Below are 20,829 nucleotides of genomic sequence, written 5' to 3' on the forward strand. Positions count from 1 at the left end.
GATTGTAATGTCTCAGCAAGCGAATCAATCTGCGGGTGAGCAACCCCGGACACTGCGCCGTGAATTAAAAGCGCGCCATCTGGCAATGATTGCCATCGGGGGTTCCATCGGAACCGGGTTATTTGTTGCGTCCGGTGCAACGATTGCCCAGGCGGGACCGGCCGGAGCGCTGTTAACCTACGCGATTATCGGCTTAATGGTCTATTTTTTAATGACCAGCCTGGGCGAACTGGCAGCATATATGCCGGTCTCCGGGTCTTTTGCCACTTATGGCGCAAAATATGTCGATGAGGGTTTTGGTTTCGCGCTGGGCTGGAACTACTGGTACAACTGGGCGGTCACTATTGCCGTTGACCTGGTGGCGGCTCAGTTGGTGATGACCTACTGGATCCCGGCGGAAGAAATTCCGGGCTGGGTCTGGAGTGCGTGTTTCCTTGCGATTATGTTCCTTATCAACTTCATTTCGGTGAAAGGGTTTGGTGAAGCGGAATACTGGTTCTCATTAATTAAAGTTACTACCGTTATTCTGTTTATCATTGTGGGTGTCATGATGATCAGCGGAATTATGAAAGGTGGTGAGGGAACGGGCTGGCACAACTGGACCATCGGGGAAGCGCCGTTTAAAGGCGGATTCGCGGCGATGATCGGGGTGGCAATGATAGTCGGTTTCTCTTTCCAGGGAACGGAGCTTATTGGTATTGCGGCGGGTGAATCAAAAGACCCGGCTAAAAATATCCCGAAAGCGGTGCGTAAAGTGTTCTGGCGTATCCTGCTGTTTTATGTGCTGGCTATTTTAGTGATAAGCCTGATCATTCCGTATACCGACCCGAACCTGCTGCGTAATGGTACATCGGATATCAGCGTCAGTCCGTTCACCCTGGTCTTTGAACGTGCCGGTTTACTGTCTGCTGCGGCGGTAATGAATGCGGTTATCCTGACCGCCGTTTTGTCTGCGGGTAACTCAGGTATGTATGCATCAACCCGTATGCTGTATACCCTGGCGCGCTCCGGTAAGGCACCGAAAATATTCGGTAAATTATCCAAAGGCGGTGTGCCGCGTAACGCGCTGATTGCCACAACCGTGGTTGCCGCACTCTGTTTCCTGACCTCTATGTTTGGTAATCAGTCTGTTTATCTGTGGTTGCTCAATGCGTCGGGTATGACCGGGTTTATTGCCTGGCTGGGTATTGCTATCAGTCATTACCGGTTCCGCAGAGGCTATATTGCCCAGGGCTATGACCTGAAAGATCTTCCGTATCGTTCCGGCTTTTTCCCGGTGGGTCCTATCTTTGCCTTTATTTTGTGTCTGGGCATTACCCTGGGACAGAACTATGAAGCCTTCCTTCAGGATCAGATTGACTGGGTAGGCGTGGTCGCCACGTATATCGGGCTGCCGCTGTTCCTCGCTATCTGGTTTGGTTACAAAATTACCAAGCGCACCCGTTTTGTCCGCTATGGTGAAATGGACTTTCCCGGAAGCTATAAAGAACCGGGTTCTGCCGGATAGTGTGACTTATCACGTAAATTGATAAAAAACCTGACTTTATTAGTCAGGTTTTTTTTTGTCTGTATGTAACAGACACTGTTGGTGTATCAGTGACATTGAAACTAATTTTATCGATTAAGTCAGATGTTTTATCTGTTTATTGTATAAATACAATTGCGTTATCTTTCGATATATCGTTATCTCAGGAAAGGTAGACAGATTGTAATGAGGAAGATAATTATTCCGTATTGATAAGAGTTCTTATTTGCTTTATTGTTATCGCCAATTTCTGACAGATAACAGGAGTCGGTAACGTGAAATTAGTTTCTGTAGCAAAGGGGCTCAGCCTGAGTCTGGTGGCAGGTGCCGTACTGATGAGCAGTACCGCATGGGCTGAAACAGTGGTTGATGCCGCAGGGCGCACAGTTCAGGTTCCGGAAAAAGTGGAGCGCATCCTGTTAGGGGAAGGGCGCATGATCCACGCCGTGGCACTGCTGGAAGGTGATAAACCGCTGGCGCGCATTGCCGGGTGGCAGGGGGATTTCCGCAAACTCGATCCGCAATCTTATGCTGTTTATAAAGCTAAATTCCCTGAAATCGACAATATCCCGCTGATTGGCAACACCACATCAGACAGTGTCAGTTCAGAAAAAGTATTAACGCTTAATCCGGATGTGGCCATTTTTGGTCTGGCCGGTCACGGACCGGGTAAAAACAGCGAACTCGTCGGGCAACTGGAAAAAGCCGGTATCCCGGTTGTGTTTGTTGATTTCCGTAATGAGCCGCTGAAAAATACGCTGCCGGGCATGCGTGTGCTGGGTAAAGTGCTGCACCGCGAAGAGAAAGCCAAAGCCTTTGAAGATTTCTATCAAAAGCAGATGAAATTAGTGACGGATGTGACAGATAGCATCCCGGAAGATAAAAAACCAACAGTCTTTATTGATCTGCGCGCCGGGTCATTCCCTGACTGCTGTGGTACTGCCGGTGATGGTAATCTCGGTAACTTTATTGATCTTGCCGGGGGCAAAAATATCGCTAAAGCGGTATTGCCTACCCCGCTGGGGACAATGAACCTGGAGAAAGTGATTGCAGTTGACCCGGATATCTATCTGGTCAGTGGTGCAAAAGCACCGGGCAGTACAGATGCCGGTGTGCAACTGGGTGCGCAAGCGACAGAAGCAGAGGCAAAAGCCAGCCTGAAAGCCATTACAGAGCGTCAGGGTATTAATACACTGACAGCGGTAAAAGAAGGGCGTGACTATGCCATCTGGCACAACTATTATAACTCCCCTTATAACGTGCTGGCCGCGCAGATGTTCGCCAAGTGGTTTTATCCGGAGCAGTTTAAAGATTTAGATCCGAAGAAAACCATGGATGAGATGTACAGCCAGTTCCTGGCAGTCGAACCGACAGGAACATACTGGGTCAGCGGAAAATAATATTAAGTGTCAGCAGGTATTTGAAGAATGAGTGTTACCACCGAAGCCATGTTACAGACCACGCCGGGTAAGACAGACGGTAGTTTGAGTTGTGATGTTAAATCACATTACCGGAACTTGCTGCGCAGGCGGCTGATGATGATGTCAGCCGTGATAGTGGTTATTATCTGTACTGTGCTGCTGGATTTCACAATGGGACCCTCCGGGCTCTCTCTTGAGGCGCTGTGGCAGACTCTGATGTCGCCGGAAAGTGTCTCTGCGGGAACCCGTGTGATTGTCTGGGATATCCGTCTGCCGTATGCCCTGATGGCGGTGGTGGTAGGTCTGGCTCTTGGTCTTGCCGGTGCTGAAATGCAGACCATTCTCAATAACCCGCTGGCAAGCCCGTTTACCCTCGGGGTGTCCAGCGCCGCATCATTTGGTGCCGCGCTGGCGATTGTCCTCGGTCTGGGTATTCCGGGTGTGCCGGATCAGTGGCTGGTTTCGGCTAATGCCTTTGTGTTTGCACTGCTCTCGGCAATGATGCTCGACGTCATCACCCGCTGGACGCGCGTGGCAACCTCCGGAGTGGTCCTGTTTGGTATCGCGATGGTCTTTACCTTTAATGCCCTGGTGTCCATGATGCAATTTATTGCCACGGAAGATACCTTGCAGGGACTGGTGTTCTGGACAATGGGCAGCCTGGCGCGCGCCACCTGGATTAAACTGGGTGTGATGGCGCTGGCTTTTGCCATATTACTGCCGATTTCCATGAGTAACTCCTGGAAACTGACGGCGTTGCGCCTGGGTGAAGATCGTGCGGTCAGTTTTGGTATTAATGTGCGCCGTCTGCGTCTCGGGACATTACTGCGCATCAGTATTCTGACGGCGCTTGCGGTGGCATTTGTCGGACCGATTGCGTTTATCGGTCTGGTTGCTCCCCATATTGCCCGGATGATGTTCGGTGAAGATCACCGCTTCTATTTACCGGCAAGTGCATTAATAGGGGCGCTGGTGTTATCGATGGCGTCAATTGCCTCGAAAAACCTGATCCCGGGCGTCATTATTCCGGTTGGTATTGTTACATCATTGGTAGGTGTGCCGTTTTTCCTGAGCATGATCCTGCGTCATAAAGGGAATATGTAAGATGGATATCAACACACTGTCTGCCAATGGATTAAAAATTAATAATTTTTACGCGGGTTATCCGAAACGTAAAATCATTGAAAACCTGAATGTGGCTCCCTTGCCGCGCGGAAAAATCACCGTGCTGCTCGGACCGAACGGCAGTGGTAAATCCACACTGCTGCGTGCGCTCGCCGGGCTGAATAAAGCCAGCGGTGAATTGCTGCTGGACGGGCATGACCTGACCATGATGAATTTTGCACAGCGTGCAAAGCAGGTGGTTTATCTGCCGCAGACATTACCGGCAGGTGTGCATCTGCATGTGCTGGAGTCCGTGATTGTGGCACAGCGCGCATCCGGCGGAGTATCGGACAGTGACAGTGAAAATGATGTCATGTCTTTGCTGTCACAATTAGGTATTGAACATCTGGCGTTGCATTATCTGGATCAATTATCCGGCGGACAAAAGCAATTAGTCGGGTTGGCTCAATCCTTAATTCGCAAGCCGTCATTATTATTACTGGATGAACCACTGAGTGCGCTGGATTTAAATTATCAATATCATGTGATGGATTTAGTTAAACGTGAAACGCAGCGCCGGAATATTATAACCGTTGTTGTTGTTCATGATATTAATATCGCGCTGCGTCATGGCGACCATATATTAATGCTGAAAGACGGTAATTTAATTGCGGAAGGTGAACCGGAAGCAGTTATTACCCCGGACAGTCTGGCACGGGTTTATGGTGTGCGCGGGCGCATAGAGCACTGCACGCAGGCTGTCCCGCATGTGGTGATTGATGGTCTGGTGCCGAGAACAGAGGCATCTCTGTTATAATAAACCGAATGGTAATGTGATTTTTTTCTTTTTTCCTGCGAAAATTATTTTCGCAGGAAAGCATAATCTCAGGTGTTATTCAGGCTGTGTCGGTCTGATATTGTTGTATCATTTTCTATATAAATATAATTAGCCTTATTAAAGGTAATAAAATAATTATTAATGTCGGAAACGGCAGGGGTAATTATTATTAAAATAAAGGGACATACCCAACGTCATTCAAGATGCAGGAAGGCGGCAAGGGAAGACTGACGGGGAGCATACATAAGTATGTGACCCGGCTGGCTGAGTGCAGCCAACACACCTGCAGTTTGAATGAATAAGGGTATAAAGCCCTCAGAGCAAATGTCGATTGTCCATAAATAATATTTCTTTCTTGGAGAATCAAAAATAATGGTTATTTTTTCAAAACGAAAAGTGGCGTTAAGTGTTATCGCAGCACTCACCGCACAGGTATCCGCAGTACAGGCAGCCGCTAAAGAGGATGTGATTGTGGTGACCACCGCATCCGGCTTTCAGCAGAAAATCGAAGATGCCGCAGCCACCATTTCAGTGGTGTCGCGTGAAGAGCTGGAAGGTAAAGCTTACCGTGATGTCACCGATGCACTGAAAGATGTGCCGGGTGTGGTGGTTACCGGTGGCGGGAGCTCTTCTGACATCAGTATCCGCGGGATGGATCCGAAATACACCATGATCCTGGTTGACGGTAAGCGCGTTGCCAGCCGTGAAACGCGTCCTAATAGTGATAACTCCGGTATTGAACAGGGATGGTTGCCGCCACTCACTGCGATTGAACGCATTGAAGTGGTACGCGGCCCGATGTCGTCATTGTATGGCTCGGATGCCATGGGCGGGGTTATCAATATTATCACGCGTAAAGCACAGGGTGAGTGGCACACCAGCATCCGGACTGATGCGACCATTACAGAAAGCAAAAACAGTGGTAATACCGGGCAGGGTAGTTTTTATGCCGCCGGTCCGCTGATCGATAATCTTCTGAGCATGAAAGTGAATGGTCAGTATTCTCATCGTGGTGAAGATAATTTTTCAAACGGATTTAACCGTCAGATCATGAGCAGCGGCGGCGGTACACTGACACTGACGCCGGATGAGCAGAACAGCATTGATTTCGATTTCAAAAAAGATAACCAGCACCGTGATTCCCGCTGGGAAAAGAGTGCCTCAGAATCAAGCAAGAAGAAAAAATCCAGCGGCTTCAGCAAATATGAAATGATGCAATACGCGCTGACCCATGATGGTCAGTATGACTGGGGCAGCATGAACAGCTATGTTCAGCGTAACGAAACCAAAAACCCCGGTCGTGATATGGAATATTACGACACTATTGCCCGCAATCAGACTGTAGTGCCATTGGGCGACCATATGTTAAGCCTCGGCGGTCAGTATCGCTTTGAGGAATTGAAAGATAACAACAATAAACTGGACGGTAATAAGCTGGAACGTTACAGCTGGGCACTGTTTGCGGAAGATGACTGGGCGCTGACCAATGACTTTACGCTGACCGGCGGTCTGCGTATGGATGAGGATGAAAACTTCGGCACGCACTGGACACCGCGTGTTTACGGCGTCTGGCATCTTGATGAAAGCTGGTCAGTCAAAGGCGGTGTATCAACGGGCTATCGCTCACCGGATCTGCGCCAGGCGACAGCCTCCTGGGGTCAGGCAACCGGCGGCGGCAACTCGAATGCCGTTATCTTTGGTAACCCGGAGCTGAAACCGGAAAAAACCGTTACTGAAGAAATCAGTGTGATGTGGAACAATCAGGATAACCTCAATATGAGCCTGACTGTCTTTAACACTGACTTTAAAGATAAGATCACGGAAATCCGCCGTTGCGGTACAGGAACGGATATAAAATGTACTGAAAAAGACCCGGAAGGTAACGATTATATTTTCGTCAGTGACCGTATCAATGTCGACAAAGCCAATATGCGCGGCGTGGAAGCGATAATGAACTGGGAAATGACAGATACACTGTCATTATCAGCAAACTATACCTTCACGGATTCCGAGCAGAAAAGCGGTAAATTCAAAGGTAAAGCGCTGAACAAAACCCCTAAACATATGGCGAACGCGACACTTGACTGGGATACCACGCAGGATGTGAAAAGCTGGAGCCGGGTTAACTTCCGCGGTAAAACATCTGATTATCTGTCACGCACCAATATGGCGTCAGGAACCGGTTCTTATGCAACAGTCGATATCGGTGGCAGCTATCAGTTGAGTAAAGACCTGAATTTTGTGGCGGGTGTGTATAACGTGCTGGATCGCCGCATTGATATGGATGATTATGGCGCAACGTTAGATGGTCGTCGTTATAATATTGGTATGAATTATAATTTCTGATATACCCTTATTCATTCAAACCGCAGGTGCGTTGGCTGCGTTCAGCCAGTCGGGTCACATAGTTTACCTATGCTCCCCGACTGGCGGAGCTTGCCGCCTTCCTGCAACTTGAATGACGTTGGGTAGGGCATCAGTTATTACTGAGTACAAAACACGGCTCCCTGCCTGCGGAGCCGTGTTTTTTTTTATGGCGTCAGTATCACTGAAAAACACGATATCAACCGGATTTTTTAACGTTTTTGCTATAAATTTTCAAAGTTTCGTCACAGAAATTCTGTGAATAAAACGCTATATAAAAAAAATTGCCTGATAAAGGCGATCAAGGCTTGAAATTTATGACGGGGGGGTGCAAAATGCGCCATCCAAAAAACAACTGATGCATTTATCCGCATCGGTTTTTTTTTTGCACTAAAAAACTGTCATTGACAAAAAGGGGCCGCAAGGCCGGATAACTATTACGAATTTTACCGGGTTGTAAACCCCGGATCTGAGGATGCGATAAATGGCGCACTTTTCTACTTTTGCACCTGTGCCTATCGGCGCCGGCTGCTGCTGCAACGACGACTACGGAGCCAAATGCTCCCGTACAGCACTTCCAACCCCTTCTTTCTTCACTGCCTACAGGCAGATGCGAAGTCTTCCCGGTAACACGCCATCTGATAGTAGTATCAGTATGATTGTCGGTGTTACGGGGGGATTCGCTCATGTCAGATAATATCGCCCTCAATATTGGCCGCAATCGTACTGGTGCCAATAACCGCGTTCAACTCGCAAAAACACTGACTCTCGTCCAGGTTGTCATGATGGGGCTTGCCTATCTGCAGCCGATGACTATCTTTGATACTTTCGGGATCGTGTCAGAAATTACCAGCGGTCATGTCGCGACGTCTTATGCTATCGCACTGACAGCCATTCTTTTTACTGCGCTGAGTTACGGCAAACTGGTCAAACGGTTCCCGTCCGCAGGCTCTGCGTATACCTATGCCCAGAAATCCATGAGTCCGCATATCGGCTTTATGGTAGGTTGGTCATCTCTGCTGGACTATTTGTTCATGCCGATGATCAATATTCTGCTGGCAAAAATTTATCTTCAGGCCATTTTCCCGGAATGCCCGACATGGGTCTTTGTCGGCGGGCTGGTCTTTTTGATGACATTATTCAATCTGCGCGGCATTAATGTCGTGGCAAACCTCAACACCGTGATTGTTGTGGTTCAGGTTGCGGTCATGATCATCTTTGTCGGCTTACTTATCCGTGGCGTGTCCGGCGGCGAAGGTGCAGGTTCACTGCTCTCATTCCGTCCGTTTGCCTCCATAGATGCTGAGCTTATTCCGATGATAAGCGGGGCGACGATACTGTGCTTCTCCTTCCTGGGATTTGACGGTATCAGTTCCCTGTCCGAAGAAACACCGAATGCCGGTAAAGTTATCCCGAAAGCGATTTTCCTGACGGCGCTGATTGGCGGCCTGATCTTTATCGCAGTGTCATACTTCCTGCAACTCTATTTCCCGGATGTATCGCGCTTTACTAATCCGGAAGAATCACAACCTGAAATCATGTATATGGTCGCCGGTGCATTCTTCCAGTCCATCATTCTGGTCTTCTCTTGTGTGACGGTACTGGCTTCCGGTATGGCAGCACAGGCAGGGGTATCCCGTCTGATGTATGTGATGGGGCGTGATGGCGTGTTCCCGGAGAAATTCTTCGGCTATGTTCACCCGCAATGGCGGACACCGGCACTGAATGTGCTGCTGGTCGGCGTGCTGGCACTGAGTGCAGTCTGGTTTGATCTGGTCACAGCGACCGCGCTGATTAACTTTGGTGCGCTGGTGGCATTCACCTTTGTGAACCTGTCTGTGATTTCTCAGTTCTGGGTTCGTGAGCGGCGTAATAAAACACTGGCTGATCATATTAATTATCTGATCCTGCCGGTTATTGGTGCCGCAACAGTAACCGTGCTCTGGTTCAATCTCGATGCTAAATCGATGGAATTAGGGCTGAGCTGGGGCGCATTGGGTCTTGTCTATATGTTATGGCTGACCCGCCGTTTCCGCCGTCCGATGCCGCAGATGCCCGAACAGTAATTGTCCGGCAGTTTACGCTGCATAACGGCGCACAGGTTGATTCTGTGCGCCGTTTTTTTTATGTATACCCTTATTGACTCAAATTGCAGGTTCACTGGCTGCATCCGGAATTATTCAGAGTATAATATGACAAATTAACATGCTGAAATAACAGAATAAAAACAAAGACAGAGGGATACGGATGTACATTGAACACAGTCTGATGGCGGACTATTTTTATGCGGGGCTGGCGCTGTTAGTGATCGCGTCATTTATTGCCGGATATATTGACTCTATTGCAGGAGGCGCGGGGCTGATTTTAATCCCGGCGTTTATGCTGACCGGTCTGCCGCCGCACATGGCGCTGGGACAGGAAAAACTGGTCAGTTCTTTTGGTACGCTTGCCGCTATTACTAATTTTATTAAAAATAAATCGATTTACTGGCAAATTATTCCGGCGGGGATTGTCTCATCATTTCTCGGGGCATGGGTCGGTGCAAAGGCAATAATTTACCTGCCCGCTGAAACGATAACCTACATTATCATTTGTATGTTACCACTCGGGCTACTGGCGGCCTTCTTTAAAGGCCGGCTCGGGCGCGCGCAGCAGGACAGTGCGGTACGAAAATCCGTCTGGCTGGTCTTTTTCACCTGTTTTATTGTCGGATTTTATGATGGATTTTTCGGACCCGGTACCGGCAGTATCTTTATTATCTGTCTCTTTCTGATCAATAACCTCGATTTACTCAAATCCTCCGCGACATCCAAAATTTTTAATTTAGCCTCTAATATCGGCGGGCTGGTTGCCTTTATTATGGCGGGTCACATTGCTTTCCTTATCAGTATTCCGATGATCGCCGCGAGTCTGCTCGGCAACCACCTGGGCAGCCAACATGCCATCCGCACTAACGGGGAAATTGTCCGTAAAATCCTAATCCTGACGGTCGGGATCATGATGCTGACGTTGCTTATCAATCTGTTCAGATGACAACAAAATAGTAGCGAATCTGTTAAATTTGTTAAAAATAGAGTTTGTATTACAAATGATATAAGAGGCATAATCATCTAATGTACAATAATTAATCTGACAGGGGAAAGATCATGAACGACAGCCGGGAGCCTGACAACAAACAGCTCATTCAGGTGATGACGGATATTGTGAGTCACAAGCACATTCTGACCGAGCCGCATAAAACAGAGCGCTATCGTAAAGGCTTTCGTTCCGGTGAGGGAAGTGCGCTGGCCGTGGTTTTCCCCGGAACCTTATATGAACTGTGGCAGGTATTTAAGGCCATCGTTGAGGCAGACAAAATTGTGATTATGCAGGCCGCCAATACCGGTCTGACAGAAGGCTCCACACCCAGCGGTGAAGATTATGACCGCGATATTGTTATTATCAGTACCCTGCGGCTGGATAAAATTCAGGTATTGTCAGAACAGCAGCAGGTTATTGCATTGCCGGGCAGCACATTGTGGCACCTGGAAAAAGTACTGAAACCGCTGGGACGTGAGCCGCATTCCGTGATTGGTTCTTCCTGTATCGGGGCTTCTGTGGTCGGCGGAATTTGCAATAACTCAGGCGGTTCGCTGGTTCAGCGCGGACCCGCTTATACCGAGCTGGCATTGTACGGGCGCGTCAGTGCAGACGGCAAAGCAGAGCTGGTTAATCACCTTGGTATTGAATTAGGGTCATCACCGGAGGCGATATTAAACGGCCTGGAAAACCGGCAGTACGGCGATGATGATATTGAAAGCACGGATAAACCGGCATCTGATCCTGATTATCAGCAGCGCATCCGTGATGTGGATGCGGATACGCCTTCACGTTTTAATGCTGATGAACGGCGTCTGTTTGAAGCCTCCGGGTGTGCCGGGAAGCTGGTGGTGTTTGCTGTGCGCCTTGATACGTTCCCGTCACAGGGCGAAAGCAAGGTATTTTACATCGGTACTAATACACCGGACGTGCTGGAAGATATCCGCCGCCATATTCTTGCGGATTTTACCCATCTGCCTGTTGCCGGTGAATATATGCACCGCGAATGTTATGACATCGCGAAAGTGTACGGTAAAGACAGTTTCCTGATGATCGATAAACTCGGCACGGATAAAATGCCGAAGCTGTTTACCATCAAAGGGCGGATGGATGCGGTATGTAATAAAATTCCGTTCTTACCAAAGCACTTTATTGACAGAGCAATGCAAATGCTCAGCCACTTGTGGCCAAATCACCTGCCACGGCGGATGGAAGAGTATCATGAGAAATACGAGCACCATCTGATGCTGAAAATGTCAGGGGATGGCATTGATGAAGCGCGTCAGTGGCTGAGCGGATTTTTTGATTCAGCAGACGGTGCTTTTTTTGAATGTGATGCGAAAGAGGGTGCAGATGCCTTTTTACACCGCTTTGTGGCAGCCGGTGCGGCTATCCGCTATCACGCGGTAAACAGTCAGAAAGTGGAAGATATTCTGGCGCTGGATATTGCGCTGCGGCGCAACGACCGCGTGTGGCTGGAACAACTGCCGCCGGAAATTGAAGATAAACTGGTGCATAAATTGTATTACGGACACTTTTTATGCCATGTTTTTCATCAGGATTATATTGTGAAGAAAGGCGTTGATCCGCATGCGCTGAAAGAAGAGATGCTTAACATTCTCAATGCGCGCGGAGCAGAATACCCGGCAGAGCACAATGTTGGTCATATCTATAAAGCCAAACCACAATTAAGAGCATTCTATAAAGTAACGGATCCGACCAATACTATGAACCCGGGGCTGGGGAAAACCAGCAAATTAAAATTCTGGGGTGAAGGGCATGAAGGGTGCGGCTGCGGAGATAGCAAGCCGTAACAGGGTTTATACCCAACGTCATTCGAATTGCAGGCAGGCGGCAAGGGAAGATAGACGGGGAGCATAGATAAACTATGTGACCCGGCTGGCTGAGCGTAGCCAACGAACCTGCAGTTTGAATGAATAAGGGTTTACCAGGCGCTATCTGTCCGGTTGCGGTTACGTGACCGGATTTTTTTTGTCACTATTGCGTAATTACTCTGAATAATTCGGAATGCCTGCGGTATAACGAGTATAAATCGGTAATGTTAATGTGGGTATAATTTCACTATAATCAGCTTTTCTTCTTGTTTATTGGTTATTATGTTTAAGAGACTCAAAAATGCGTTTGGCAAAACAGCTCCTGTAAAATGCCATAAATCGGTGGTTCTTCATAATCTCAGTTCTGATGAGCGGGCGCTGATTGTCTATATTCTCAATGCGCGTGAAGAGAATGTCAGCATCGGCATTAAGCACAGCAGTGCGGATTCACTGATAACGAAAGGGGTGCTGAAAGAAACCGGACGGGATCAGGAAAGCCGCACACGGACAGTGATAGTTTGCCCTAAATACAAAGAATCTCTGTGCCGGGTATTTTATACCGGGCAAAAACACTGAGTATTAACCCGCCGGGCTGTCGGCCCGGCGTATTGTTTATACCCAACGTCATTCAAGATGCAGCCAACGAACCTGCAGTTTGAATGAATAAGGGTATATTGATTATTCAGCCAGGTGCTGTGCATACTGCACCAGTTTTTTCAGCAGCTCACTTTTCTGCTCATCATGCTGATATTCCTGCATCATCTCACCAATCCGTGCAAAATAACGGGTTAAATTCTCCTGATTAAACACCTCACGGCGATGTGCCAGCCAGCGCTGTTGCTCGCTTTCGTCCAGTGTGCCTGGAAAATTGCGGGCGCGGTAACGGAATAGCAGTTCCGGCAGACGCGCATCCTGATATGACAGTGCCAGCGCCGGAAGATTTTTCGGGTCAGTTTCGCGGATAATCGTCATGGCGGCTTTATCAGCATCACTGAAAAATCCCTGATAAATCATGCGATCCACATCATTTCCTGCCGGGTATTCCCGCGCGACAGCAAATACGGCAACCACTTTTTCCCGGATTTCCGGATGCTGTAAAAGCAATTGCGCATTACGGGCACAGGCGTCTTTATCCAGCCCGATGCGCTGTGCATCCTGCGGGCGCAGGGTATTTTCCGGTGCCAGGATCGGACATTTATTGATATGAACAAGTTTGAGCGGCACCGGGGATTCACCCGGTGGCAGTTCATCGCGCCGGGTATACAGGCGTTCGCGCAGTGTATCGGCATCCAGTGTCAGCAGCGGCGTCAGGTCACCGGCGAGGTCGCACATAATCACTGCGTTGCGGTTATCCGGATGCCACGCCAGCGGTGCGACCAGGCTGGTATTTGACCGGATTGCACCAAACATACCGGATACATGCACCAGCGGCGTCATTGCCGGAATATCAATCAGGGCAGAGAGTTTGCGTTTATCCCGCAGCGCCAGGAAATAATCAAACAGGCGCGGCTGTGCGCCTCTGAGCTGTTTTGCCATAGCGATAGTGGCATATACATCTGCCATCGCATCGTGCGCGTTCTCATGGGCTATACCATTCGCTTTGGTCAGGTGTTCGAGTTTAAAGCTTGGCAAACCTTCATCATTCTCCGGCCAGTTTGTCCCTTCAGGACGCAGAGCATAGCAGGCGCGGGTGATATCAATCAGATCCCAGCGGGAATTGCGGTTCATCCAGCTGTAAGCGTAGGGGTCGTAAAAATTCCGGTAAAAAATATTACGTGTGACTTCATCATCAAAACGAATACTGTTGTAACCCAGAATGCAGGTATCGGGTTGTGTGAAGGTGTCATGGATGAGTTTGGCAAACTGCGCTTCACTCACACCCTTTTGCAGCGCTTCCTGTGGCGTTATCCCGGTTATCATGACCGCAACCGGATCCGGCAGGTAATCATCAGCCGGTGCGCAATAAGCAATCACCGGTTCTGCAATAATATTAAATTCACTGTCAGTGCGGACACCGGCAAACTGTGCCGGGCGGTCACCGGCGGGATCTTGTCCGAAGGTTTCGTAGTCATGAAAGAAAAATTGTGCAGAAGACACTGTTTACACCTGCTGTCTGATTCATTATGGGCTACAGGGTAGCAAATAAGAGGGAAATTACCAATTTCAACAGATGTTCATGGTGCATTAAAGCCCGGCAGGTAACACGATCATGATTGCGTATAATAAGGGGATATTTTGCGGATATCGCATCAGCTGAAACAATTCCGCTGATAAATACGCTACACTGAATAAAACCGGAGAAAATCGGCAGAATCACTTGTCGGCAGCCGTGGTTAACCTGTATTGTTTAATGAATCACATTTCAGATATGACTAAGGGTAGAATAATGGACAACACAACCAAGCCTTCCTTTCACAATGTCCTGGAGTTCGTTCGTATGTTTCGCCGTAAAAATAAGATACTGCGTGAAATAACTGACAACGAAAAGAAAATCCGTGATAACCAGAAACGTGTGCTTCTGCTTGATAACCTGAGTGAATATATTAAGCCGGGAATGTCCATTGACGATATTCAGGCCATCATCGCAAATATGCGGGGTGACTATGAAGATCGTGTGGATGAGTACATTATTAAAAATGCTGATTTATCAAGAGAGCGTCGTGAAATCTCGAAAGAATTGAAAGCGATGGGCGATATTAAAGATATTAAGTAATCGCTCGATCCTGATAGTGGAAACCGTGAATAATGATATTCGCGGTTTTTTTTTGCCTGAAAATCAGGATAAAAAAATGGCTCCCGGGGGAGCCATTTAACGGTCTGATTAATAAATCAAAGCATTGTTTTTGTCGCGCCGGAAGAGGCGTGATTTGTCGCGGCATGAGCACCGGCGCCATGCGCCTGATAATCTTCACGCGCTTCACGCTGATATTCCACAATTGTAAATGCTTCACCGGCAGCAGCCGGAGCCGGTGCTTTTGTCATCCCGGAAGAAGCATGATGACCAGCCTGCACCGCAACGGCAACCACGACAGCGGCTGTTTCAGTTACCTGAGGTGCAGCAGCAATTGCCTGAGCAACATGTGTTTCTGCGGCGGCAGTGTGTTCAGTCACGTCAGAAACGGTGTCTTTCACAATCGCCACCACGACTTGCGCCACATCAGCAATCACCGGTTCAACAGCGACAGACTCAGTAACCACCGGCTCAGTGATAACAGGCTCAGCAACAGCAGGCTGTGGTGCTTCTGAGGCAACCGTCAGTGTGAACTGCTCTGCCACAACCGTTGTTTCTGCCACATTCGCGACAATCTCAGTCACAACCGGGGCGATAGTTGCGGTTTCGGCAACAGGTGCAGTGGTATTAACCGCATCTGTGGTATCGACCTGGATATCTTCGACAGGAACAAATTCTGCAGCAGGTGTTACCACCGGATATTGGATCCACACTTTACCGGATGCAAGCTCAGGGGAGAACACCGCCATTTCCAGCGGAACCGGCGACTGAGTCAGCTGACGGTCTTCGCGGTAACGGCGGCGGCGCTGACCACTCACACGCAGATGGCGCGGAGAGCGGCGGGAGCGGCGCGGCAGCATATTATCAGTGTGTGCTTCATCACCGGCAGCATCCGCAGAGACAGAGGCTTCAGTTTCAGCCGTCTGTGCAACAATCGGTGCAACAACAGGTGCAGGTGCGGCATCAATAACAGCCGGAACTGCCGGCGTTACAGCAACAACAGCAGGTGCGACAGGTGCAACGGATGTCACACTATCAGTGACACGGACAGAGCCGGTTAACTGACGGCGTGTACGACGCGTACGAACCTGAGTCGGTGCATCATCATCTTCGGTATTGCCGTCACTGTTGAGTGCATCCTGATCTTCCTGCTGGGCGAGAAGTACTTTCTCATCCTGCGGCTGGGTGCGTTTCTCATCCTGACGGCGGCGCTGACGCTCTGCACGCTGATCACGGCGTAACTGCTGCTGTGCTTCGCGGGCGGCCAGTGCTTCCGGTGTCAGTTCTTCTTCCGGCGTGTTCTGGTTGCGCGGTTTGCGTGGTTCATTTACCGTATCGCGATCACGCTTGTTACGGGATTCACCTGCGGCGCGTTCCGGACGGTCAGGGCGCTCTGTACGCTCAGGACTACCCGCACGTTCAGTGCGCTCCCCGCGTTCAGGGCGGTCACCATTACGATCACGGCGGTTACGACGCTGTTTGTTACGATCGTTACCACCACGGCGGTTATTATCGTTACCTTGTGTTGTCTCTTTCTGTGCAGGGGCTTCTACGGCTGCAACCGGTTCAGACCCGAACAGTTTTTTGAAGAAACGGCTGAAGAACCCGCCTTCGGAAGATGCAGCAGCTTTATCTTCCTGACGATTATCGCGCTTAACTTCCTGTTTACGGGAAGGGGCGGACTGTGTCGGCACGGGTGCATCAGAGGTAATTTCAAATGCATTGATTGCCGGTTGTTCCGGCTCACGGCGCTCAGGTGTCTCTTCTTCCTCAACGGCTGCGGCTTCGGCTTCGTATTTCTCCGGTAAGCGATAGCTCAGTGTACCGATTTCTTCACCATTACGGACGCGGACGACACTGAAGTGCGGCGTTTCCATGTGGTTGTTCGGTACAATAATGACACTGACACCGGCCTGACGGGTTTCAATCGCACTGACTGCCTGACGTTTTTCATTCAGCAGATAAGAGGCAACCGGCACCGGTACGATGGCATGAACCTGATGGGTATTCTCTTTCAGTGCTTCTTCTTCAATCAGACGCAGAATAGAGAGCGCCAGTGATTCATTGTCGCGCACTGTTCCGGTTCCGCTGCATCGCGGACACACATGATGGCTTGACTCACCCAGTGACGGGCTGAGACGCTGACGGGACATTTCCAGTAAACCGAAACGGGAAATACGGCCGATCTGAATACGGGCGCGATCCTGACGAACGGCTTCGCGCATCCGGTTTTCAACTTCACGCTGATTGCGCACAGGGGTCATATCGATAAAGTCGATGACAATCAGACCGCCGAGGTCACGCAGACGCAGCTGACGGGCAATTTCATCCGCCGCTTCGAGGTTGGTGTTAAAGGCGGTTTCTTCGATATCACCGCCGCGCGTTGAGCGGGAGGAGTTAATATCAATGGCGGTCAGGGCTTCGGTGGTATCGATAACAATAGCACCGCCTGACGGCAGGCGGACTTCACGCTGGAAAGCGGATTCAATCTGAGATTCAATCTGGTAATGGCTGAACAGCGGCACTTCGCCCTGGTACAACTTAATTTTACTGACGAAATCAGCACGACCGATAGCGGTGATGTGTTTGCGCGCCAGTTCCAGAACCTTAGGATTATCGATGAGGATTTCACCGATGTCCGGGCGCAGATAATCACGGAACGCGCGGACGATAACATTACTTTCCTGATGGATAAGGAAAGGTGCCGGACGGCTTTCGGATACTGCTTTGATAGCCTCCCAGTGCTTGACGCGGTATTCCAGATCCCATCTCAGGGAGTCAGCGGATTTACCCACACCGGCAGTACGGACGATAAGCCCCATACCTTCCGGAATATCCAGCGCGGAAAGCGCTTCTTTCAGCTCAGTACGATCATCACCTTCGATACGGCGGGAAATCCCCCCGGCACGCGGGTTATTCGGCATTAAAACCAGATAGCTCCCGGCGAGGCTGATAAACGTGGTGAGTGCTGCACCTTTATTACCGCGCTCTTCTTTATCGACCTGAACAATGACTTCCTGACCTTCTCTCAGGACATCTTTGATATTAGGGCGACCGGATGCGTGATAATTAGCGGGAAAATACTCGCGGGCAATTTCTTTGATAGGAAGAAAACCGTGACGCTCTGCGCCATAGTCAACAAAAGCAGCTTCTAAACTCGGTTCAATACGGGTTATTTTCCCTTTATAGATGTTTGCTTTTTTTTGTTCGTGACCGGGACTTTCAATATCCAGATCATACAGCCGTTGCCCGTCGACGAGGGCAACACGCAACTCTTCCTGCTGAGTTGCGTTGATTAACATTCTTTTCATTATAAGTTACTCAATTTTTTCATTTAGTTAGTGCGCTGCGGGCAATCTTGTTGCTACCGGAACCGATGACCTCGTGGCTTTTACCGCACCGTCAGCCTCCCGGCTGTCGATCGTATAGAGGTGCAAATTGTGTCGGTGAGGTTCAGTCTTATTCTGAAATTCTCTTTGCCGGCAGAAAATCACGTTTATACGTGATACCGGCCCGGTAAGCTGCAACCCGCAGCCCGCTGATTATCTGACCGGAAATAACGTCTTATGCCATTGCAGCGTTTTCATCGGTCAGACAAATATAAAATTTCTGTTTTGCCAATATCGGCGTATGCATTATTCCATTGCTGGCGTGGTGATAGCAAGGCGACATTGCATGTTTTAATCAAAATTGTGCAGAAATTTGTTAATGACGTTAATCTTTGGTCTTTTCCTGAAAAAAATGGGAAAATAACCGTGTAAAAAATTGACGCACATTTGCCGCCTGTTTCACCGGAGCAATACCGGGTGACGGTGCAACAGTTCAGAGGATAGCCCCCCGTTTCATGAAAACTGATAATTTAGCCGTTCATTTCGTTGTTGTGACCGATGACGAAGCCGGACAACGCATTGATAATTTTCTGCTCGCCCGCCTGAAAGGGGTGCCGAAAAGCATGATTTACCGCATTATCCGCAAAGGCGAAGTGCGGGTGAACAAGGGCCGGATAAAACCGGAATACAAACTGGCGGAAGGTGACAGTGTCCGTATCCCGCCGGTGCGTGTGGCAGAATCAAATGCCGCACCTGTGTCGGCAAAGCTGGATAAAGTCGCGGCACTGGCAGATTGCGTTATCTATGAAGACGACCATATCCTGGTTATCAACAAACCGGCAGGCACCGCAGTTCATGGCGGCAGTGGTCTGAGTTTTGGTGTGATTGAAGCCATGCGTGCGCTGCGCCCTGATGCCCGGTTCCTGGAACTGGTGCATCGTCTTGACCGCGATACTTCCGGGATACTGCTTATTGCGAAGAAGCGCTCCGCATTGCGCGCGCTCCATGAGCAACTGCGTCTGAAACAAATGCAGAAAGATTATCTGGCGCTGGTGCGTGGACAGTGGCAGTCGTCGGTTAAGTCTGTTCAGGCACCGTTGCTCAAAAATATTCTGCAAAGCGGTGAACGTGTGGTGAAAGTTAATGCAGAAGGAAAACCATCAGAAACCCGTTTCAAAGTGGAAGAGCGTTTTGAGCATGCGACATTGGTGAAAGCAAGCCCGGTTACGGGGCGGACACATCAGATTCGCGTACACACGCTGCACGCGGGACACCCGATTGCCTTTGATAACCGTTACGGCGACAGCCAGTTTGATGAGCAACTGAAAGGCACAGGACTTAACCGCCTGTTTCTGCATGCGGCAGCGCTCGCGTTTACGCATCCGGCAACCGGGGAGACAATGCACCTTCAGGCACCAATCGATCCGAAACTGCGCCACTGTCTGACAATACTGCGCGCTAAGCAGGAAAAATAAACCCCGCCGGCAATGTTTGCCGGTGAATGAGTGATAACGGGCGGGCAAATAAATTTTATTGCCTGTCCCGGCCCGTTATCGCGGGTGTATCAGCCGGGACTCCGGTTCTGACAGTCTACTGCGCAGGGACACCAATGATGTCAGTTGTGCAGCTCTGTGCAATTTCACCAATCACCTGAGAATCCTGCTCTGACAGTTTCTGTCCTTTGCGGATCTGGTCATCAAGCTTAGTCAGCCCTTTGGTGCCGAATTTTGCTGCCGCTTTGTCGTACACACATTCACATACTGCCGGAACTTTACTGCGGTTATCCGGGTTTTTCAGATTGGCAATGGCCTCCTTCGAACAGTTAGCAACAAATGTTGTTTTGTCAGCCAGTGAAGGCGATGCAGCAAAACCAGCGGCACTGAATAGCAGGGCTGCTGTTGCTACAGCGGTCATTTTCCATTTCATGTCAGATCCTTAACAGTCAGAGAATACCCCGGAAACAGGATTTACCGGGAGATCCGTAATGGGTGAGATCCTGCCTGTATTAATAATTGCGTCAGGCGGATCAAGGGTAATCCTACCAGCGTATTAGGGTCATCTCCCTGTAGTTTTTTAAATAAGGCGATTCCTAATCCTTCTGATTTAAAGCTTCCTGCGCACTGATAAGGTGTTTCTGCGAGCAGATAAGCCCGGATTTCATCATCATCCAGTGTACGGAAATGAACAGAGTAAGGTTCACATAATGTGTGATCACGACCGGTGGCGCTGTTATATAAACAAAGCCCGGTGTAAAACGTAATGCACTGACCGGAGGCTTTGCGCAGTTGTGCAAAGGCCGCGTCATAATGATGCGGTTTGCCGGTTATTTCGCCGTCCAGTACACACACCTGGTCGGAACCGATAATTAAGCTGTCAGGGTGTGCTGACGCCAGCGCAAGGGCTTTTTCACGGGCAAGGCGCATAACCAGTGCCTGTGGCTGTTCGCCGGGTTCCGGTGTCTCATCAATGTCCGGAGAGCCGGTTACAAACGGGATGCCGAGCTTCTCCAGCAGGGCTTTGCGGTAAGGTGATGTTGAGGCTAAAACCAGTGATGTCATAAATATCCCGGAAAAACGTGGTAGAAAAACGTGGTAAAAGTAATGG

General features: G+C 49.5%; 15 protein-coding genes. 11 read left to right on the forward strand and 4 right to left on the reverse strand.

The features are described 5' to 3' along the window. The first annotated feature begins 7 nt into the window (after positions 1–7). The 9 genes from AYY16_RS01395 to AYY16_RS01435 all read left to right on the forward strand — a co-directional run bounded on the left by AYY16_RS01395 (position 8) and on the right by AYY16_RS01435 (position 12,741). The gene (locus tag AYY16_RS01395) at positions 8–1,507 is read left to right on the forward strand and encodes an amino acid permease (protein WP_067361058.1); all 1,500 of its coding nucleotides are present in this window, start codon (positions 8–10) and stop codon (positions 1,505–1,507) included. Positions 1,508–1,860: 353 nt separating this feature from the next. Further along, on the forward strand, positions 1,861–2,925 hold the full coding sequence (locus AYY16_RS01400; RefSeq protein WP_396672816.1) for an ABC transporter substrate-binding protein: 1,065 nt from the start codon (positions 1,861–1,863) through the stop codon (positions 2,923–2,925). Positions 2,926–2,952: 27 nt separating this feature from the next. Next, positions 2,953–4,050 carry a FecCD family ABC transporter permease gene (locus AYY16_RS01405; RefSeq protein WP_067361064.1) on the forward strand — a complete coding sequence of 366 codons (1,098 nt, stop codon included), beginning with the start codon at positions 2,953–2,955 and terminating at the stop codon, positions 4,048–4,050. 1 nt (position 4,051) lies between these two features. Then, complete coding sequence (locus tag AYY16_RS01410) at positions 4,052–4,867, forward strand: ABC transporter ATP-binding protein (protein WP_067361067.1); 816 nt, start codon at positions 4,052–4,054, stop codon at positions 4,865–4,867. Positions 4,868–5,260: 393 nt separating this feature from the next. Further along, positions 5,261–7,234 carry a ligand-gated channel protein gene (locus AYY16_RS01415; RefSeq protein WP_067361070.1) on the forward strand — a complete coding sequence of 658 codons (1,974 nt, stop codon included), beginning with the start codon at positions 5,261–5,263 and terminating at the stop codon, positions 7,232–7,234. 704 nt (positions 7,235–7,938) lie between these two features. Further along, complete coding sequence (locus tag AYY16_RS01420; protein WP_067361073.1) at positions 7,939–9,318, forward strand: APC family permease; 1,380 nt, start codon at positions 7,939–7,941, stop codon at positions 9,316–9,318. A 181-nt stretch (positions 9,319–9,499) separates the two neighbouring features. Further along, positions 9,500–10,285, forward strand: a complete 786-nt coding sequence (locus AYY16_RS01425; RefSeq protein ID WP_067361076.1) for a sulfite exporter TauE/SafE family protein — start codon at positions 9,500–9,502, stop codon at positions 10,283–10,285. Between the two features lie 113 nt (positions 10,286–10,398). Further along, complete coding sequence (gene dld, locus AYY16_RS01430; RefSeq protein WP_067361079.1) at positions 10,399–12,144, forward strand: D-lactate dehydrogenase; 1,746 nt, start codon at positions 10,399–10,401, stop codon at positions 12,142–12,144. Positions 12,145–12,447: 303 nt separating this feature from the next. Beyond that, positions 12,448–12,741, forward strand: a complete 294-nt coding sequence (locus tag AYY16_RS01435) for a hypothetical protein (RefSeq protein ID WP_067361083.1) — start codon at positions 12,448–12,450, stop codon at positions 12,739–12,741. Positions 12,742–12,843: 102 nt separating this feature from the next. Here AYY16_RS01435 and sbcB read toward each other — a convergent pair whose 3' ends face one another. Continuing rightward, a complete protein-coding gene (gene sbcB, locus AYY16_RS01440) occupies positions 12,844–14,262 on the reverse strand; it encodes an exodeoxyribonuclease I (protein WP_067361086.1) in 1,419 nt (472 codons plus the stop codon). Between the two features lie 289 nt (positions 14,263–14,551). On the opposite strand from sbcB, the gene tmaR reads away from it, so the two are divergent. Then, positions 14,552–14,878 carry a PTS system regulator TmaR gene (gene tmaR, locus AYY16_RS01450; protein ID WP_067361089.1) on the forward strand — a complete coding sequence of 109 codons (327 nt, stop codon included), beginning with the start codon at positions 14,552–14,554 and terminating at the stop codon, positions 14,876–14,878. Between the two features lie 116 nt (positions 14,879–14,994). On the opposite strand, the gene rne is transcribed toward tmaR, so the two are convergent. Beyond that, entirely contained in the window at positions 14,995–18,207 is a 3,213-nt protein-coding gene (gene rne / locus AYY16_RS01455) for a ribonuclease E (RefSeq protein ID WP_067361091.1), read from the reverse strand. Between the two features lie 533 nt (positions 18,208–18,740). On the opposite strand from rne, the gene rluC reads away from it, so the two are divergent. After that, positions 18,741–19,700 (forward strand): 23S rRNA pseudouridine(955/2504/2580) synthase RluC, encoded by a 960-nt coding sequence (gene rluC, locus AYY16_RS01460; RefSeq protein ID WP_067361093.1) that lies wholly within the window; start codon positions 18,741–18,743, stop codon positions 19,698–19,700. A 115-nt stretch (positions 19,701–19,815) separates the two neighbouring features. Here the strand turns inward: rluC and AYY16_RS01465 are convergent, their stop codons facing one another. After that, complete coding sequence (locus AYY16_RS01465; RefSeq protein ID WP_067361095.1) at positions 19,816–20,151, reverse strand: hypothetical protein; 336 nt, start codon at positions 20,149–20,151, stop codon at positions 19,816–19,818. 41 nt (positions 20,152–20,192) lie between these two features. Next, positions 20,193–20,783, reverse strand: coding sequence for a Maf family protein (locus AYY16_RS01470; RefSeq protein ID WP_067361098.1), 591 nt, complete (start codon positions 20,781–20,783; stop codon positions 20,193–20,195). Positions 20,784–20,829: the final 46 nt, after the last annotated feature.

Source organism: Morganella psychrotolerans (assembly GCF_001676155.1).
Classification (GTDB): domain Bacteria; phylum Pseudomonadota; class Gammaproteobacteria; order Enterobacterales; family Enterobacteriaceae; genus Morganella; species Morganella psychrotolerans.

Bases quoted from the DNA above. Each gene is read 5' to 3' on its own strand.
- AYY16_RS01395 (WP_067361058.1), top strand. From the start codon at position 8: ATGTCTCAGCAAGCGAATCAATCTGCGGGTGAGCAACCCCGGACACTG.
- AYY16_RS01400 (WP_396672816.1), top strand. From the start codon at position 1,861: ATGAGCAGTACCGCATGGGCTGAAACAGTGGTTGATGCCGCAGGGCGC.
- AYY16_RS01405 (WP_067361064.1), top strand. From the start codon at position 2,953: ATGAGTGTTACCACCGAAGCCATGTTACAGACCACGCCGGGTAAGACA.
- AYY16_RS01410 (WP_067361067.1), top strand. From the start codon at position 4,052: ATGGATATCAACACACTGTCTGCCAATGGATTAAAAATTAATAATTTT.
- AYY16_RS01415 (WP_067361070.1), top strand. From the start codon at position 5,261: ATGGTTATTTTTTCAAAACGAAAAGTGGCGTTAAGTGTTATCGCAGCA.
- AYY16_RS01420 (WP_067361073.1), top strand. From the start codon at position 7,939: ATGTCAGATAATATCGCCCTCAATATTGGCCGCAATCGTACTGGTGCC.
- AYY16_RS01425 (WP_067361076.1), top strand. From the start codon at position 9,500: ATGTACATTGAACACAGTCTGATGGCGGACTATTTTTATGCGGGGCTG.
- dld (WP_067361079.1), top strand. From the start codon at position 10,399: ATGAACGACAGCCGGGAGCCTGACAACAAACAGCTCATTCAGGTGATG.
- AYY16_RS01435 (WP_067361083.1), top strand. From the start codon at position 12,448: ATGTTTAAGAGACTCAAAAATGCGTTTGGCAAAACAGCTCCTGTAAAA.
- tmaR (WP_067361089.1), top strand. From the start codon at position 14,552: ATGGACAACACAACCAAGCCTTCCTTTCACAATGTCCTGGAGTTCGTT.
- rne (WP_067361091.1), bottom strand. From the start codon at position 18,207: ATGAAAAGAATGTTAATCAACGCAACTCAGCAGGAAGAGTTGCGTGTT.
- rluC (WP_067361093.1), top strand. From the start codon at position 18,741: ATGAAAACTGATAATTTAGCCGTTCATTTCGTTGTTGTGACCGATGAC.
- AYY16_RS01465 (WP_067361095.1), bottom strand. From the start codon at position 20,151: ATGAAATGGAAAATGACCGCTGTAGCAACAGCAGCCCTGCTATTCAGT.
- AYY16_RS01470 (WP_067361098.1), bottom strand. From the start codon at position 20,783: ATGACATCACTGGTTTTAGCCTCAACATCACCTTACCGCAAAGCCCTG.